The 17327-nt window shown below is 38.7% G+C and carries 12 protein-coding genes; 10 read left to right on the top strand and 2 right to left on the bottom strand.

Translation table 11 applies throughout. The features are described 5' to 3' along the window. Nucleotides 1-374: 374 nt before the first annotated feature. From C9J42_RS19460 to C9J42_RS19440, 5 genes are all read left to right on the top strand, one after another. The gene (locus tag C9J42_RS19460; RefSeq protein WP_107302251.1) at nt 375-647 is read left to right on the top strand and encodes a hypothetical protein; all 273 of its coding nucleotides are present in this window, start codon (nt 375-377) and stop codon (nt 645-647) included. A gap of 592 nt (nt 648-1239) precedes the next feature. Next, nucleotides 1240-2226 carry a hypothetical protein gene (locus C9J42_RS19455; protein ID WP_107302250.1) on the top strand — a complete coding sequence of 329 codons (987 nt, stop codon included), beginning with the start codon at nt 1240-1242 and terminating at the stop codon, nt 2224-2226. A 284-nt stretch (nt 2227-2510) separates the two neighbouring features. After that, nucleotides 2511-3464 (top strand): hypothetical protein, encoded by a 954-nt coding sequence (locus tag C9J42_RS19450; protein ID WP_107302249.1) that lies wholly within the window; start codon nt 2511-2513, stop codon nt 3462-3464. Nucleotides 3465-3599: 135 nt separating this feature from the next. Then, entirely contained in the window at nt 3600-4529 is a 930-nt protein-coding gene (locus C9J42_RS19445; RefSeq protein ID WP_107302248.1) for a DUF6236 family protein, read from the top strand. Between the two features lie 477 nt (nt 4530-5006). Continuing rightward, entirely contained in the window at nt 5007-9116 is a 4110-nt protein-coding gene (locus C9J42_RS19440) for a triacylglycerol lipase (RefSeq protein ID WP_107302247.1), read from the top strand. A gap of 581 nt (nt 9117-9697) precedes the next feature. On the opposite strand, the gene C9J42_RS19435 is transcribed toward C9J42_RS19440, so the two are convergent. Next, nucleotides 9698-10147, bottom strand: coding sequence for a hypothetical protein (locus C9J42_RS19435; RefSeq protein WP_107245886.1), 450 nt, complete (start codon nt 10145-10147; stop codon nt 9698-9700). A 180-nt stretch (nt 10148-10327) separates the two neighbouring features. On the opposite strand from C9J42_RS19435, the gene C9J42_RS19430 reads away from it, so the two are divergent. After that, nucleotides 10328-10942: a superoxide dismutase gene (locus C9J42_RS19430; RefSeq protein ID WP_107245884.1), complete on the top strand. Its 615-nt coding sequence runs from the start codon at nt 10328-10330 to the stop codon at nt 10940-10942. 34 nt (nt 10943-10976) lie between these two features. Further along, nucleotides 10977-11420 (top strand): DUF2753 family protein, encoded by a 444-nt coding sequence (locus tag C9J42_RS19425; protein ID WP_107206144.1) that lies wholly within the window; start codon nt 10977-10979, stop codon nt 11418-11420. Nucleotides 11421-11488: 68 nt separating this feature from the next. Here C9J42_RS19425 and C9J42_RS19420 read toward each other — a convergent pair whose 3' ends face one another. Continuing rightward, nucleotides 11489-12382, bottom strand: coding sequence for an OmpA family protein (locus tag C9J42_RS19420; RefSeq protein WP_107259676.1), 894 nt, complete (start codon nt 12380-12382; stop codon nt 11489-11491). A 228-nt stretch (nt 12383-12610) separates the two neighbouring features. On the opposite strand from C9J42_RS19420, the gene rnt reads away from it, so the two are divergent. The 3 genes from rnt (at nt 12611) to C9J42_RS19405 (ending at nt 17247) form a co-directional block, all read left to right on the top strand. Further along, complete coding sequence (gene rnt, locus C9J42_RS19415) at nt 12611-13276, top strand: ribonuclease T (protein WP_107245882.1); 666 nt, start codon at nt 12611-12613, stop codon at nt 13274-13276. 274 nt (nt 13277-13550) lie between these two features. Beyond that, entirely contained in the window at nt 13551-14813 is a 1263-nt protein-coding gene (locus C9J42_RS19410; protein ID WP_107206141.1) for an outer membrane protein transport protein, read from the top strand. Between the two features lie 37 nt (nt 14814-14850). Further along, nucleotides 14851-17247: a VolA/Pla-1 family phospholipase gene (locus C9J42_RS19405; RefSeq protein ID WP_107302246.1), complete on the top strand. Its 2397-nt coding sequence runs from the start codon at nt 14851-14853 to the stop codon at nt 17245-17247. Nucleotides 17248-17327: the final 80 nt, after the last annotated feature.

Raw genomic sequence — 17327 nt, 5'->3', positions numbered from 1 at the left:
TTGGCTAAATCGATAGCGATAACGTTGCTAGTTAACATATTGGAACCCTCAGAGATAATTTCACTCCGCTAAGTTTAGGTTGGCAGAGAGGGAGTGGATTCCATACATCATGTTAGATCAAATACTCTGTCATATCTTATTAACGTGATTTTTAGATTAGTTTTATTTGCATATTCCTATGCTAATCAGACTGGTTATATACATTTATCACTTTCCACATTCCAATAAACACTTTGAAACAAAATAATGCAATCAAGCTCATGATATTTAGAGGTTAAAGTGATTAAGATTGTAGGGTCTAGGGACATTCTTTTACATGACTGCAATAAGACTTACTAATAAGTTCTTAGGTATCACATAGAGGAAAGAAAACTTTGTTAACACTTGAGCAAGCTAAAGAAGTACTTTTACCTATTTTCACTAAAAAATATGATATGGATTTTGAAGTGGAATATTTCAATTATGATAGGGAGTATCGTTTCGTTAATAATTCTTATATTTTCCATATTCCATATGGTGTGACTTCATCTGGTGACACTGCGGCAATAAAAGAAAAAATCATTACAGCTCTCAATTCTAGTGATATTGTGCCAAAGTCATCAACATATATATATTCAGCAGAAAAAAGAGAGTTTATAAGAAAGTAACTCTCAAAAAGTCAGGCTATTGAGCACTTTAAATTTTTATGCTAATTGATACAAATAAACATCGTTATTGTTAATATGACCGCCCATAGTGGCGGTCTTTGTACCCTAAAGGTACTTTGTGAAGAAGTTACCAATACTTTTCCTAATATCAACCAGCCTGAATAGAGCTGGCTATCTAACAAAGTTTTGTCCAACAACGAGCTAGCTCATATCTGCCCCATTATCATTTAGACCTTTTAATCAGTCATATCGTATTAACGTGATTTTGGATTAGTTTTTGTATTTAATCAGGGTTATTAAATATATTTATTACTCTTCAGACCCTTTCAAAAGAGTTTAATGTGAAAAACACTATCAACATCATGATATATATAGATTATATCGAGTATAATAAAGGTGATTTTTGAGTATATTTTGCGTTAAAGTAAGAATGTATTTTTAATACACTGTTAGCTATTGAAAGGATTTAGTATGAAAGTAAGGTTTCTACCTTTAGATAAAACTACTCTGGTAACTTACTTCTGCAGTAGAAATTGACTAATAAGTACAACAGTCTGATTGTTTAAATGAAATTTTTATTAAAATAATATATATGAAAAAAAACGAAAATTATTATCAGAAAAAATTCTTTAATTTTGTAAATAGCCATGACTTTTTTTTAGGTTCTACTTTTTTAAAAGAAGTCCCATTGTTTTATTGTTCAAATAAACCCGAAAGAATAAAGAGTAAAACGATGCCTTACTCTCAAACAGACTTCATTGAAATTGATGAGAATGGTAAGTTTCATTTGTGGGAAGCTAAAATGCTCGATGCTGACGAGTTAGTAAAAGGGAAAACATTAGGGCAACTATTATTCTATGACTTCCTATTTAACACTTATCCCGAAGAGAACCTTAAGGCATTGTTAAAAAAAGAAGGGATGAAACAAGAACAATTAGAATCAATGACATTTGATGATTTCAAGTTTAGCTCTTGGAATATTCTTGTTTGTGGTGGTAAAGGATGGGAGTTGGCTGCAGGCGTCAATCCAGTAATATGGAATTATGTAAATTTACCTGAGAAATATTTTTTTGATGAGACACCAAATATTAATTTATTTCACTTTTTTAATGTAAGTGATGGATATGATCTAAAAAATATTTGGGAACTAAGTATAAATAAGCCTAGATACATGCATATCGAGTCACTAATAGATTATCAAGAAATTAGTATTGAAGAAGATGGAGTGGATATAACAAAAGATGAACTTAATAACTTATCCTATGAAATAAAATACGAAATCCAATTGGGGGCACTTTTAGCTCAAAGTGATATATCAGATCAAGAATTAGAAATATTCAGTCATTTTCATGAGAGCGAAGATAAAGAGCTATTTTTAAGGGATAATGATATATCAAAAGATCAAATTGATATAATTGATAAACTGTATACCAAAGTTATTGAATCGCTGTTCTTAGATGAAGACGATGTTCGAGAAGCACATTCTCACTTTAATCGTTTTATAGGTCGGGAATGGTTTAACGAAAATCATGTGAAAAAAGTTATCTTCAATGAAGAAGATGAATATTATTATCGTTAATTATAAATCGACATAAATAAATTTAACTAATAAGTTTATTTATGTCCAGCAATGAGCTAGTTCTCTTAGCTAGCTCATGTCTGACGATTCAATCATCGAAGAAGCACAACAGGATCAAATGAGCATCGGTAAGTTTGGCACATAAATGGGGGCTCTCTATAAGGAGAGGTACTGTATTTATGTTCCCAAGGAAAGAAGAGATGAAAACTAATAAGCGGCAGCATGCGGACCGCACTACGCTCGGCTGGTGTGCCGAGAGTTATTAGGCAATTGGAGTATCGAGTATGTATAAGAAAATCCCGAGTCTGCCGATAGCAAAGGGGAACGCACTAGGCATTGTTTTAGATGGTTGTATTAAGAAGTACGACAAAGTTTTTGACACTACGCCATTCAAATCATTTGCCGTGTATTCGGATTACTCAGGAAAGACTAATGGCAAATATCATATTTATAGCTTTCTTTTCACTCCGTTGGACTTTGTCGGAAACTACTATGCAGCAGTAGAAAAGTCGCGCATGGTACGGGGGTTCAAACGTGGTGAGTTATCATTCAAAAAAATGGGACATAATCCTAAAATGCTTGCAGTAGCTCAAGACGCTTTGCGTCATTCGAATAATCTGTTGCCAGGTTTGCTTGTGAATGTAGTAGTAGATAAAAAGATAAACACGCTATTTTCAGAAGACCAAAGGGGAAGCAAAAGTTATTTGAAGCAATCGCTAGAGGATGGTGGTTTTCTTCATTTTCCTAAACAAAGTATTGAAACAGCGCTGCGTATTACCCATATGTTTTCTTTTTTGACGGCATCGGTGTTACCAAGTGATAAGCCGATTTTCTGGATGTCAGACAATGAAGATGATTTCTATCCATCAGGAAATGAAAAAATCCGAAAGGACTTTCTAAAGTTATTAGATAGGGTATTACCACTCTATATGTCCAGTGGATACGATTTTATTAATTTTTGTACTCAAGGTGCTGTAGATGTTAAGTGGCATCGTGAACTAGTTAGTCTAGTTGACCTTAGTGCGGCGGGACTAAATGATATCATGACTTGTAATGTACTAAAGCAGCCAATCGCAGCTAAGTCAGAAGTGATCGGCAAGTGGCTTTCTTTAGAGCAAGGGCTTGGTTTACAGAAAATGAACCTTTATATCTCTATGTCTGACAGTGGTATCTATAGTGGCAAGGTTGATATTGGGTTTAATGGTGATAGATCAGATATGGTGAAACTTGCATTATAACAAAGCATTTAAGAGTGATTCATCACGCTTGGCATTTTGGGTTTGGGTTGAGTTTTGTGTTTACAGTGGTCAAATTGAGTGTCGTGGTCTTGTGCTTCACACCTTAATTGGACGTTATATGCCAGAGGAGTTTTTATGTCCCGAAAACGAGGGATAGTTTTTTGTCCCCATTTTGAAAACCTTGGTGGTGATGCTTACATACCTCATGTTCAGTTACGTAAAGAACAGATGCAGAGCTTCTGTCTTTATTGGGACTATATTGTACAGCCTGTTAGTGCTCAACTTCCGCGCTGGAAGCGAAGTGTTGATGAGATAGTGCTAGAAGATGCGGGCATCTTACTTAAAGAGTACCAAGATCTACCTTTTGCCAGCAACTTATACACTAAAGAGTCGGCATACAGCTTAAAATCAGAGGGTGCAAAAAATTGGGTAGATATATTTTTAGACTTTCAGGCGCAGTCATTAAAGAAAAAATCAATTGCTCAGCCAGACGTCATATGGGTTCCGCAACAATCGTACCGAGAGTTTATCGCTAGAACGAAAGATGCTATCGATGAACACTGTGTGCAAGTTGCGCTATACAATAAACTCCCCGTACCTGCGGGAAATATATCTCTCAAGAAAATAGTTGCGTTTAAAACTGAACATTCAGATCTATTAAGCGAGTTTCGAAACTCCATGGACTTAGTAACTCTTCAAGTTTCACTTCCTACTGGGTTTAGTGAAACAGCACTAAATTTGGCTGTTTCTGACTTGGAAAAAGTTACTAATGAGATCGTCGCGTCATCTCGAAGTCGGTTTGGGCGCTCAATTAAATTCTCAGATTTAAAGGTAAACATAGGGTCTCAAAGTGTAGCGACACTTTTGAGTGAGTTTGTTAAGGGAGCAACTCTAAGTGGTAGTGTATCATTAAATCCACTTGCAGCCATTTTTGGTGGTCTAGCATGCTCTGCTACAAGTATGGTTCAACTTGAACCAGTAAAGAGTAAAAAATTAAAAGTAATTCCCGAAGAGCAGGTTGAGTTTAGTTATCTGACCGAAGCTTTTTCTAAGGGTGTTGCATAAAGCATATAAGGATTTGTGTCGCGAAGCCGACACCTATCCAAAGTGTTGGACAAGCCCAAACCTCCTTATATAAGTAAATATTGGAAATATCATGAGGGGTGATGACAAAAAGAAGGCTAGAGTAATCCTTACTTTTCCTAATATCCATTAGTCTAAGTAGTACTAATACTCTAAGAAATTTCTGTCCAATAACGGGCTAGCACAGAAATGCCCCTTTATTGGTTTTCTTAAAAATCCTAAGCTATCTGTCGGTCGAATTTTAACCAAAAATAACTAATGTGACAGGTAAGAGCTTAACGACCGCTCTTACGACTAAGCAATTAGAGAGAGTCGTCTATGCTTTTGAGTGGCTACGATTATACGCGCCAATCATGAGTGTTTAGCTTATTTATATGTAACCTATTGAAATAAAACTATTAGCTTTTGAATGTTTGGGATAATATTTGAAATATAATATTGATACTAATAGAGGTTTGCATGGCTGACTTGCGATTGATGTCTGGCGATTCTTTAGCTAGAAAACATGTTGTGTTTATTCATGGATTAGGTGGCAATGCTGAAACCACATGGCAATCAAATAATTCAGAAAAAGTTTTTTGGCCTAATTGGTTACATGAGGATATAGAAGATGTATGTATATGGTCGATTGGTTACGAGGCTCCTAAATTAACTGTGCGAGATTCAGGAATGGGTCTCCTTGATAGAGCGCAAAACGTACTTGAGACACTCTTAGCTGAGCAGCAACTAAGCAAAGGTGAGCTGATACTAGTAGGTCATAGCTTAGGCGGACTAATTATTAAACAGTTACTTAGATTGGCAAGCGATCAGAATGGGCGTAAGGGTGCGGTTGAGCTTATAAATAGAATTACTGGTGTGGCATTTTTAGGCTCACCTCATACTGGAGCAGATCTAGCGCAAACAGGTAACTCTCTTTTCGGGCAATTGTTTCTCAAGTTATTCTTACATCAACCTTCTGCGGCAACTGCCTCATTAGAGCGCAACGATGCCACTCTACGCGATCTGAATACTTGGTATCGAGGATGGTGTCATGATAAAGACATTCGGCATTTAGTGTTGGTTGAAACCAAGCCATATTTCATATTTGGAAGGATTGTTAAGGCTGATAGCTCAGATCCAGGCTTAAAAGAACGGGCAATTCCAATAGATGCTCATCATATTAATATAAGTAAGCCGTCTTCAAAACAAGACGATATATATAAGCATATTAAGAAGTTTGTGGCTGAAGATAAACTATCCAAACAAGCTAGTTGGTTACGAGCTAATTTTGGGAGAGATTATAGTGGTTGGGAGGAGTATGGTAATTGGGCTAAATGCCCAAAGGGCGTTGAGGAAGAATACATATTAGATCAAGCTGTGCGCCTTCACAATTTTTCCTCTAATGACTCAGAAGGGTTAGCTACAGTTGATGCATTGAATTTGCTTCGAAATCGCTTACTCAATGCTGGCGCGTCTATTCGTTTAGTCGGGCTGTCAGGTGTAGGTAAAACTCGCTTTGTACAAGCACTATTTGATGACAGAATTGGGGGAAATGCTCTTGATAAAGAGAGCGTGTTTTATTCGGACATTAGTCTATCTCCTTCACCTATTCCACGAGTTTTAGTCGAACGGCTTGTTAGAGACGATATTCAGTCCATTATTATAGTGGATAACTGTGCCCCCGACTTGCATCGTGAACTTACCAATTTATGTAAAGATAACAGCAAAGCTAGAGTCCTAACTGTTGAATACGACGTTAGAGAAGATCAGCCTGAGGAAACTGAAGTTTTTACTTTAGAGCCAAGTTCTAGTGAGCTTATCGAAGTAATGATTTCATCAAGATTCCCTCATTTAAGTAAACAAACTACTGAGCAAATTGCCGATTTTTCAGGCGGTAATGCAAGAGTGGCTAATGCGCTAGCCTCTACTATAGGAAAAGATGAAAGCATATCCAGATTAAAAGATGAAGAGTTATTCAAAAGACTATTTCACCAGCGCCATGATTCTGATATTGGCTTAGAAAAAGCAGCCGAGGGCCTATCATTAGCTTATTCGTTTCAGTTGGAATCTGAAGATGACTTTAGTGAAGAGTTAAAGTTACTCGGTGAAATAGTAATGCTTCCTTCTCATGAAATGTACAAGTTTGCTAAAGAGTTGAAGCGACGAAACTTAGCGCAAGAACGTAGCATTTGGATGGCGATATTACCTCACCCTATTGCAAATAGACTAGCCCGTTTAGCATTGCAGAACATCCCAAATTCAAATGTTATGAAGTTCATAAATAGCAATACACAACCAAGATTGCTCAAATCTTTCTCACGTCGAATTGGGTATCTTAATGATAGCGAAGAAGCCGTAAAGCTAGCATCAGTGTGGCTAACACCTGACGGAGTGATAGATTTACTTTTTAAAAAAGGTAATGACGATTTATCGATCTCATTGTTGTCTAATATTGCCCCGATTATTCCAAGTGAAGTACTCACGTACCTGGAGCAAAGAGCAAAATTAGATCCTAGTTTCTTAAGTAGGGATAATCCACATTACATATCAATTACAAGGCTTCTTCGTTCTTTAGCATATGAAGATAACTTGTTCAATCAATGCTTTGAACTGCTCTGTTGTTTCGCATTATCTGAAAAGAAAGGGGAAAATAATAATTCTATTAGAAGGTTACTTTGTAGTTTGTTTCAGCTTCATCTATCAGGTACACACGCTACATTGGAACGACGAGTTAAATGTATTGGCAAACTCATAGGCAGCTCGAATGAAAACAAAAGAGAGCTGGGGTATGAGTTACTCGATAGTTCACTGAATACTTCACATTTTTCATCAAGTTATGATTTTGATTTTGGTGCTAAATCAAGAGACTTTGGTTACGAGCCTCAAAGTCTAAGTGATGTACTTTCTTGGTATCGCAAATACTTATTTCTCATTGATAATCTTGCTTCATCAGGCCAAATCATTGATGAGGGTATCAAAGAGGTTTTTGCTAATCATATTAGAGGACTATGGCAATTTGCTGAGCTACATGATGAACTCGAATCCATATCCAAAAGCTTCTGTAGTAATGGGAGCTGGCCACGAGGTTGGTTAGCTCTAGGAGCAATGTTGCGGTTTGATGCTTCGTCAATGGCGAGAGACCATAAAGACCGACTTGAATTGTTAAGGGCAAATATCGCAGCTCAAGACTTAGACGGTCAAATGGCGCTCTATGTACTTACTGATAACCATAATTACTATGGCCTAGATGAGATAGATGAAGAAGGTGAAACAGTAAAATGGGGATATGAAAAAGCTCAAGAACTCGCCGAAGAATTAGGCAGACATGTTGCTCAAGAGCACTATGACTATCTTATGAGCAAGTTACCTCAGATTCTTACAACTATAAATACTAATAACCACCTGTTTAGGTTTGGTCACGGAGTTGCTAGCGGAGTAAGTGATATTGAAAAGGTATGGTCTGATATAACCACCTGCCTAGAAAAACTAGAAATAAAGAAAGTAAACTCGAACTTTGTTGAAGGTTTTGTTAGATACGTTTCCGATAATGACTCAGATAAAGCACAACTGCTTTTAGATTTCTTATTAAACAACGACAAACTAAACTATATATTCCCACTGGTGCAGTTTGACTGCCCGCTAGATAAAGTTGCCGTAAATAGGCTCATAGCATCATTAAAAAGTAATACGTCTCCGAGCTGGATGTACCAAAATATGGCATTTGGTAGACGGCATGAATCAATACCTGACTCTGACTTAATAACCATCTTGGATTTGCTCTGGTTGCAACCAAATGGGCAAAGTGTAGTTATTGAAATACTAACCATGCGGTTCCATGGATTGGAGAAACAAGTCTCTTATGCTCCTAGTGTGGATTTGATCAAAAAATGTAGAGAGTTCTTACTGAAGCATGATTATAGTAGTGATCAACGAAACAATGGTGGGCGAGATTATTCTTTGGCGCAAATAGCTAAAGTATGTTTTTCGGAAGATAAGGCTGAGGAAGATGCTAAAACTCTGTTCAAGAAGCTGTACGATGGCATAGCTACTTATAAAGTTTATTCTTTTGACTATAGTGAGTTTCTATCAACTGTAATCGTACTACAACCGACTCAAGCCTTAGGCGTATTTCTAAAAGAAGGCAATGTTTCAGCTAAGATCAAAACTAGTAACCTCTATAGAGAAATAAGTCCATTTTCTAAGATCCCTCTTGATGTCGTTATGGCGTGGTGCAAAGAGTCACCCATATACAGATTTCAAGCTCTAGCATCATCGATCACTCCATATGAAAAGAATGGTGAACACCTTAAATTAACCGACTTGGCAAAAGCTCTAGTCAACGAAAGTCCTGAACCGTTGTTAGTGATTGAAGCTTTCGAAAGGGCTGCAATCCCGATGTCTTGGAGCGGTTCACGTGCATCTGTAATTGAACAAAGAGCTGAAATATTTGAGGAGCTTCTTTCCCATGAAAACCCTGATGTTGTAGAAAATACGAAAATGATACTTAGCAAGCTAGAAAAAATAGTAGAACGAGAAAGGGCCGACGAAGAGTTAGACTCAAGGCAATCAGAAGAACGGTTTGAATGGTGAATTTAGAGGAATACTGGCTGGCTCTTACTCATTGGAGAGTTAGCCATATATTTCCTAATCCAAACCTCAAAATCTAGAGCAAAGGAGCTAGCTTGCTTTTGTCCAAAAACGAGTTACGAAAGCTCTTTTGTGAGATCTTTTGTGAGTGATACCGATGGTCAAGAAAAATCATAAACGCCTAGCGACTAGCGAGCCGTGCGAGCGTCAGGAGTGGCTTTATTATTTTACTTTACCCTTTTAGCAGGGTCAGTGAGGCGATCGCCTTGCCAAGACTTTGGGTAAAGTCAGCTACAATTTATTTGTTACTATTTTTGTAAAGGATATTGCGTATGATTTTGTCGAGTTTAGTCTTATAAAATCATCACCTTTACAAATTAAAGAGTATTTGTAATGTATTTTTACCGTCGATGGCACCTACACCCCTTACAATAACTAGATAGTCACTCACTCACCCACCGAGTAAAGATGATTTTTAGTTCATATAACAAGACTATAAAGATAAGGTAGACATCTGATTAATAACAAATTTAATTCAATAAAAAAGGAGCTTAATCGCTCCTTTTCACTGCTATCATCAGCAATTAAAGTGGTTCACAGTTTACTTTAAAACCGAATGCTTTACGCTTTTCTGCCATTTGTTTTGCGCCTTCACCCAACTTGGTAAACATCTCATTACGCTCTTCGGCTGAGGGTTTATCAGTACTCGCATCAATCGCTTGTTGCAGTTCCACGCGCGCTTTATCTTTATCATCCATCAAATAACTATTTTGTGCTAAAGCAATATAAGCCAAACTCCGGCCTAATGGTGTTGCGGTATGGCCTAAGGCTTCTAACTCTGCAGTTGCACCAGATTCACAGGCTTCTAGCTTACCAATCGCTTTTGCGACAGGTGCTAAATCAGCACTCACTACTTCTTTTAATACTTTTTTTGTCGTCTCATTCGCTGCTTTTTCAGTCAATTTACCCACACTGAAAATCCCCACACCTACTGCAACTAATACAACAACAGCTATTAAAACAACTTTATTCATAACGAAAATCCTTATCTAAACAATGTAAATCATAACCAAAAACCATAAATTCTTTGTTAACTAATCATCAAATTCATAATTTCACAGCTAAAAATTCATTAATATCCATACAAAACAGCGGTTGATAATGATAATAGTTATCATTAGTATCTAGTTGACGTTTTTTACTAGGTATAATTTATGAAACATCTATTCCCAAAACTACCCTATGGCTTTAATGCACTAGAACCTTATCTTGATGCAAAAACTGTTGAGATCCACTATAGCAAACACCATAGAGGTTATTTTGATAAGTTTATCGCTGCAATTGAAAATACAGATCTTACTGACCAGCCCATTGAGACCATTTTAAGCAATATATCTCAATACCCTGCAGCAGTGCGTAATAATGGCGGTGGTTTCTATAATCACAACCTCTATTGGCAATGTATGTCACCCGAAGGCGTTCGCCACCCATCAGGTTTGCTTGCAGAAGCAATTAATGCCCATTTTGAAAGTTTTGCTAAGTTTAAAGAGACATTTTCAACATTAGCTGCCAATCATTTTGGTGCCGGATTTATTTGGCTCTCTGTCGTGGATGGACGACTCGAGATCTCAGCAACGCCGAACCAAGACAACCCGTTAATGGATACAGTAACAGTACAAGGGACTCCAATTCTTGCGCTTGATGTATGGGAACATGCTTACTACTTGAGTTACCAAAACGTCCGTCCTGATTACATTGACGCATGGTGGCACTTAGTCGATTGGGAACAAGTTGAGATGAACTACCTTAGCGCGTTACAGGCTTTCTAACCGCAAAACACTACCACTTACAAAGGATAATGACATGGATATTTCAGAGTGGGAAAGACACACCTTAATGGCTGATGATGCTAAGACTAACAATAACCCTTTGATGTCTATTGTTCATTATCAACTCGCGCTATCTATTGCTCAGGAAATCACGGCAGATTCAACTGACACCGAGCAACTAACGGATCTCTTAACGATGAAAGTCGTTTCTTGCCATAACATGGCTAATTTTTGGCGACAACATGGCGATCCAGACTACGAGTTAAAGTATTTACAACTTGCCTCTGAACAAGTTATTGCATTGATCCCACAGTGTAAACAAACGCAATGCCACAGCTATATAAATTCTTTGGGGTGTTGCCAATCTGCATTGATTAGCTTTTTAAAACGACATCCTAACCCTGCTATTGCGAATCAAGTTAAAGCCATTAACAACTATTCAAGTTGTGAGCTCATCGCTTCCTTTAAACTGCATTAATAAAAAATAAGGCTCGTTACATCATTCAATAATAACGAGCCCCATCCCATCCAGTTTTCCATTACTGATTAATAAATCGGACTTTGTCCTAATGAAATCACAACTCGACGATTTAAGTTTCGTCCGATAGGGGTTGAGTTATCAGCAATAGGACGCCGCTTTCCGTACGCTTCTACTTGAACACGCTCGGCAGGTAACCCTAACGATTGAAAATACTGACGCAGTTTGTCAGCTCGTCGCTCTGACATCTCTTGGCTTTCCGTAGTACCGGCAATCGAATCATTAAACGCGGCAACTAAAACCAAATCAATATCGTCAGAATAGCGAACAAAGTCGGCAATTTGAGCCAGACGTTGTTGTGATATTTTATTTAATGTGTCGCTATTTTCACTATAGTGGAGGACAGAAAATGCGATATCTTCAAATCCATAAGGTAATAGCTTACTCAGACATTGGCTAAATGATTGATAACCTTTTTGAAACGAAACGGCAGATAATCCAACCTCTAATGAGCGATTTTGTCGCTGCCAATCTTGATACATAAATGTAGGATTTCGCCCATCTTCTAATTCAGCAAGCATATTCCACACCGCTTTCCCTTGAATATAGCCATCAAACTGCTTAAAAAATTTAAGTCGTGTCATGGTATTGGCTGAATCACCAGGCATCCAACGAGCAGGCATAGAAGTTAGACGGACGTTTCGTGTTTCTCCCATCGGACGATACATTTTTAATTCAAAGGCAACAGATTGTTTTTTGCTGGAACGTGCTACGAACTCACCGTCACCGTAACCCGGTATATGATGTGACAAGCGACACTCTAGCGGCGTATCAACAATAACATTCCACTGTGACTGATTAGGCGATGCGATATATTGCTTTCCCGCCAAACTTGGCAATGAAAACAATAAAATCAATATATACAATGACCTAGGCCATATTTTAAAAATAAGAAATGTCATTATCCAAATGTCTTAATCTAACGTCTCGAAATATAAAGGCTGACTTTTAATTGATACTAATTAAACCTTTCTTTATATCGACCATAACATCCATTGCTTTAACAATTCAGAACCCGTTTCACATTAAGAAAAAAGAGACAGACCATTTTTGTTTATACATCAGATCAAATTGGTATCAAGGGATGGATCTGACATAATAGCCCATTCCTTTATTTTGACAGCAGTGTTATGAGCCAAGATAACGAATTCAATACATTAAAAAGTCGCTTTCGCGGCTACTTTCCCGTCGTCATTGATGTAGAAACCGCGGGATTTAACGCTAAAACAGATGCATTACTTGAAATCTGCGCCGTTACATTACAAATGGATGAAGATGGGTGGCTAAAGCCAGCAACAACCATCCACTTCCATGTATCTCCTTTTGAAGGCGCGATTTTACATAAAGAAGCGTTGGATTTTAATGGGATCCGTGATCCTTTTAGTCCATTACGTGGTGCAGTATCTGAAGAGCACGCTTTAAAAGAAATCTATAAGCAGATCCGTAAAGAACAAAAAGCCTCTGATTGTTCTCGCGCCATTATGGTTGCGCACAATGCAACGTTTGATCACAGCTTTGTTATGGCGGCATCTGAGCGTGCAAAATTAAAGCGTAATCCTTTCCACCCGTTTGCAACGTTTGATACCGCCGCATTAAGTGGGCTTGCATTTGGTCAAACGGTATTAGCGAAAGCATGTCAAACAGCAAATATCCCATTTGACAATCGTGAAGCACATTCTGCGCTGTATGATACAGAACGTACCGCTGAGCTATTTTGTGAAATAGTTAACAAATGGAAAAAGTTAGGTGGCTGGCCTTTAATGGCACCTCAAACAGAAGACATGGATAGCAACTAAATCTATCGCCCATCTAAACCGCAAAATTCTCCTCTAAGCTCATATTTTTATGAGCTTTTTTTTTATGATTTTTTTATTTATAGATTTTTAAATTAAACGTTTTAAACGCTCAATTTAAAAATATGTTAAATACATGAAATTAGCATTAATTTTCACGTAACATTTAGTTAACATAAATGAAATCCGGTCTTATACTCACTCTTGTACTTAATCTTTGTTTTTCCTTTCAGGGACGAATAAGAAGCTAAATAACAACATATAGAGAGGCAGTATAATGTCCGTAAAAAAACGTTATCTCACCATTGCCGTAACCACTGCATTATTTTCAACGCAGGCTTACTCGGCTGGTTTCCAAGTTTCAGAACAATCTGCAACGGGTTTAGGGCGTGCATTTGCAGGTGAAGCTGCTATTGCTGATAACCCTGGTGTTCTTGCACGTAACCCTGCAAGCATGACAAAGTTCGATAAAATGGCTATTTCTGCACAAGGAAGTCTTGTTTTACCTAATATTGATGTCACTGCACATGATGCCCCAGTAGGTGAACAAACAGCCGAAGATGTCGCACCTCTGGCATTTGTACCTTCAACTTACTTTGTTCAACCACTGAATGATCGTTTGTCTTGGGGGATGTCTTTATTCTCTAATTACGGGGTTACAACCGATTACCCTGATGATTTTTATGACGGCACATCCGCAGGTAAAACCTCACTGCTCACCATAAACTTAAACCCAAGTGTTGCCTATAAACTCAATGACCAATGGAGTATCGGTGTTGGTGTTAGTGCTGTTTATGCACATGCTGAGCTTTACCGCCATTACGGTAAGAATGCACTACCGTTTTATCCTGCAATAAAACCCAGCGACAAAACCATTAATATGGAAGGAGAGACATGGGCATTTGGCTGGAATATAGGCACGCTATTTGAAATTGATGAGAATAACCGTTTTGGCTTAGCTTACCGTTCACAAGTTGACCTTGATTTTGACGGTGACTTTACTGATTACTCAGGGCAAGTTCTCGGTGCCAATCGCCGTGGTTCAACCATCGACGCAAAACTTGCAGCCCCCCTCCCTGCTACCGCTGAGTTTTCAGGCTTTCACCAACTCAATAACCAATTCGCTTTGCACTACAGTATATTTTGGACCCAATGGAGTAAATTCACTGAGCTAAAAGCGACCAGCAGTGAATGTAATTTTGGGGGACAACTACCCGGTGTCTGCTTATTGAAAGAAGAAAAATATGACGATGCATTCCGCTGGGCTATTGGTAGTACATACAATCTTAATCCACAAATCACGTTACGTGCCGGCTTTGCTTACGATGAGCAAGGCGGTAAAGCAACATTGAGTATTCCAGATACTGACCGCTTCTGGTACTCAGCAGGAGCAAGCTATAAATACAGCGACCAATTGAGTTTTGATCTAGGCGTTAGTTATGTCTACGGCAAAGACGGCACATTTACTGAAGCAGGTGATAGCTTCACCGCAACCAGCGATGCTTTCATCGGTGCCGCGCAAGCTAATTACACTTTTTAACCCAAGACTGAACTAAGAATTGAAAGTAAGGAATACTATGAACAAGCATTTTTTATCGATCATTATAGCTGCTAGCTTGGGACTAACAGGATGTGGTGGCGACAGCAAAACAACGGGCGCCCCTACGATTGATCCCGATACTGCTGACAGCCTAAATGCAGAAACAAAAGTCAACTTTGATATTATCTCAAATCCAAGCTCGCCAGTTATTGTCACGCCGACCTATTTAGCGATGGATCAAGAAGACGGCACATTAAGTATTGAGAGTACCGCAACAGATCCAACAGATATCTCTAATCCTGTCGTTGCTATGGGTGCAACCGATGGTTGGAGTACCAGTCAACCGATTTTGGTAAGCTTTACAGGTAATCCATTAAACCCAGACAGTGCGGCTGGAAGTTTCTATCTGATAAAATCAGGCGATCCTACTGACACCTCAGATAGTACAGCCCCTATAAAGCTGGTTGAAGGGCAAGATTATATTGTTCAAGCCTCTGGTGATACATTGACAGCTGTCTTACTTAAGCCCTTAAATCCTGCGAGCAATTATATGTTTGCAGTAACAAACTCACTGGAAGATGATCAAAACAACCCAGTTGGTACCAGCGGCTCTTACGCCACATTAAAATCAACGGCAACACCGCCATCTCCAGCCTTACTTCCCGCTCAAGCAGTGACCCAAGCAACCGAAGCTGCTTTTGCACAAGTAGGGGTTGATAAAGACAACATTATTTTCTCATCGTGGTTTACTACAGCCTCTGTTGGTGATGTGCTTTTTGCCGCTAAATCCGCAACAGCATTAGCGATAAATAGTAAACCGTCTGATATTTGGAAAGGCGCAGCAATCGACAGCAGTCTTGATACAACGGTTTTAGATGCCTCTTTATTTAATATTGATCCACCTACCACTCCTGGTACTCCGACACCATTAGGTAAAGGGGAAGTATTCACAGGTACGATTCACTTACCTTACTTCTTAAGCAACGATCCAAATAAATTCTTAACTACACCTTGGCAAAGTGGCCTGCCTAGCATTGCAAGAATTCAATATATTCTAACCAATGGTACAGATGCTGAAAAACTTGCCGTTCAAACCAAAATTACAGAGCTCAACATCGATCCAACCGACTTTGCAAATGTCGCCACCGATCCTGCGGCACAGCAACGTGTATTAGCAGCACTACTCGGCTCAGAAATCATACTGCCAGATGGTAAACAGTTAGATGAAGCAAGACTGATCACCCGTTACAGCCCAGTGCCTAAACTGCGCTCGATTGCCTCAATCGAGTACACTTTAGTATTACCGTCAGATAGTACAAACTGTCCTTCAAACAGCGTTACCATTTACCAACATGGAGTAACAAGTAGTAAAGATACCCTAACTCAATCAGCACTTGCTGACACTATCATAGGTGATCAATGCCGTGCGATCTTTGCGATTAACCTTCCATTGCATGGTGATCGAGATATCGGTGGCGTGACCGCAGCGGACAATCCATCTATTTATTTAAACCTTGGTGCACTAACGGTTGCCCGTGATAATTTACGTCAAAGTACGATTGATGTGATCAATCTAAAAGCATCAATAACCCGATTATTTAGTCAATTTTCATCACTTACACCTGAGCAATTTGCAGCACTTGGCCCATTAGCAAGATTAAAACCGACAGCTAGTGTTAATTTTGTTGGTCATTCATTAGGTGCAATGACTGGGATTAATGTGGCAAATGTGACCAATCGTCCAACTGGCAACGACGCCGCAGATCAGTTCTTCGCGATTGATCAATTTGCCCTTGCAAATCCTGGCGCTGAGATCCCTTACCTACTCTTAAATTCAGGAGAATTTGGTAATCTCATCAAAGGGAATATTTTAGCAAGCTCAAATGCTGACTTTAAAAACCAATGTGGCGATACACCGATACCACTTTGTTATCAAGGTTATGAAGCAGGACTAATTAGTGATGGTAGTGAAACCTCATTAGCAACGCTAAGCACAATTTATGACTCATTTACACAGTTTGCTTATGCCGCACAAACAGTGCTGGATAGTGTCGATCCTATTAACCATTCGTTATTAGTGCCAAGCACGGCTTCTGTTTACCTAACCCAAGTACAAAATGATCAAACGATCCCTAATCTCACACCACCTGGCACAACAGTAACGGGCACAGAAATTTCTGTTCCTTATTCACCGTTTACAGGCACTACGCCTCTACTCAAAACGATGCAATTGGCACCAACAACCGCATCGATTAATGGCACACTAGTGAGAAATGCGGTGTTATTTAACGCAGGAAGTCATTCATCATTACTCGATCCATCATCGGATACTGCTGTAACAACTGAAATGCAATCAGAAATGCATTCATTTATTAATGGTGATGGCAAAACATTAACTATCACAGATACGTCTGTTTTAAGTTCACAACCTTAACTTATACACCTACCAAAAATCACCAAAGGCTAGCATTCTGCTAGCCTTTTTATTGCCTGATAATCCATTCTAGAACCTCC

The organism is Photobacterium sp. GB-56 (genome assembly GCF_003026105.1).
GTDB lineage: Bacteria > Pseudomonadota > Gammaproteobacteria > Enterobacterales > Vibrionaceae > Photobacterium.
This window is presented reverse-complemented; position numbering and strand designations above follow the sequence as displayed.

Bases quoted from the DNA above. Each gene is read 5' to 3' on its own strand.
- C9J42_RS19435 (WP_107245886.1), bottom strand. From the start codon at position 10,147: ATGAATAAAGTTGTTTTAATAGCTGTTGTTGTATTAGTTGCAGTAGGT.
- C9J42_RS19410 (WP_107206141.1), top strand. From the start codon at position 13,551: ATGTCCGTAAAAAAACGTTATCTCACCATTGCCGTAACCACTGCATTA.
- C9J42_RS19450 (WP_107302249.1), top strand. From the start codon at position 2,511: ATGTATAAGAAAATCCCGAGTCTGCCGATAGCAAAGGGGAACGCACTA.
- C9J42_RS19430 (WP_107245884.1), top strand. From the start codon at position 10,328: ATGAAACATCTATTCCCAAAACTACCCTATGGCTTTAATGCACTAGAA.
- C9J42_RS19455 (WP_107302250.1), top strand. From the start codon at position 1,240: ATGAAAAAAAACGAAAATTATTATCAGAAAAAATTCTTTAATTTTGTA.
- C9J42_RS19445 (WP_107302248.1), top strand. From the start codon at position 3,600: ATGTCCCGAAAACGAGGGATAGTTTTTTGTCCCCATTTTGAAAACCTT.
- C9J42_RS19405 (WP_107302246.1), top strand. From the start codon at position 14,851: ATGAACAAGCATTTTTTATCGATCATTATAGCTGCTAGCTTGGGACTA.
- C9J42_RS19440 (WP_107302247.1), top strand. From the start codon at position 5,007: ATGGCTGACTTGCGATTGATGTCTGGCGATTCTTTAGCTAGAAAACAT.
- rnt (WP_107245882.1), top strand. From the start codon at position 12,611: ATGAGCCAAGATAACGAATTCAATACATTAAAAAGTCGCTTTCGCGGC.
- C9J42_RS19425 (WP_107206144.1), top strand. From the start codon at position 10,977: ATGGATATTTCAGAGTGGGAAAGACACACCTTAATGGCTGATGATGCT.
- C9J42_RS19420 (WP_107259676.1), bottom strand. From the start codon at position 12,382: ATGACATTTCTTATTTTTAAAATATGGCCTAGGTCATTGTATATATTG.